A 754-nucleotide genomic window follows, 5' to 3' on the forward strand; every position below is an offset into this window, starting at 1 on the left:
GCTCCAACGGTTCGGTGGCGACCATCTTCCAGGCGCAGATCGAAGCCGGCGGCCCCGTCACCATCACCGACCGGCGCATGACCCGCTATTTCATGACCGTGGCAGAGGCCGTCGATCTCGTCATCATGTCGGCCGCGGATGCCGAGCAGCGGGAGGGCAAGGACGACTACGCCATCTATATGTTGGACATGGGCAAGCCGGTGCCGATCCTCGAAGTCGCCGAAACCATGATCCGCATGGCCGGCAAAAACCCCTACACCGACATCCCGATCCGCTTCACCGGCATCAGGCCGGGCGAAAAGCTGCACGAGACGCTGCAGGGCGAGAATGAAGAGGTCGTCGCGCTCGATATCGCCAAGATTTTTGGCCTGCGCGCCGAAGTGGTGTCATGGCCGAGAATTCAAGTCGCCCTGACGGCATTGCAGGCGGCAATACGTGACCAGGACAAGGCGGCCGCTCTTGCCGTGTTGGCGGGACTGCATGAGGCTGAAAAGCCGCCGGTTGAGGCACCGCGGGAAACCGGCCCGAAATCAGTTGGACGGGCAGGTTAGACCTGTCCGGCGCGTCGATGATTGGCTATTGAAGCCAAGCCCGGCGATCCTCGCGCATTGGCCATGGCATTCGGCTGCGCCGGATTTGGGACCATCGACCGCGGAGCAGCATTGGATGACCCTGAAAGGGCCGAAGCGAACCTTCGATCTTGTGGTGGCTGCCTCGATGCTGGTGGCGTCGTCGCCCGTGCTGCTTGTTGCAA

The 754-nt window shown here is 62.5% G+C and carries 2 protein-coding genes; both read left to right on the plus strand.

The annotated features are described in order from the left end of the window. The coding region (locus EN745_RS35430; protein WP_189363278.1) for a polysaccharide biosynthesis protein at positions 1–551 on the plus strand (551 nt) is incomplete at its 5' end. A gap of 21 nt (positions 552–572) precedes the next feature. Next, on the plus strand, positions 573–754 hold a 182-nt coding region (locus EN745_RS36635; protein WP_210213792.1), incomplete at its 3' end, for a hypothetical protein.

Source organism: Mesorhizobium sp. M4A.F.Ca.ET.022.05.2.1 (assembly GCF_003998845.1).
Lineage (GTDB): Bacteria > Pseudomonadota > Alphaproteobacteria > Rhizobiales > Rhizobiaceae > Mesorhizobium.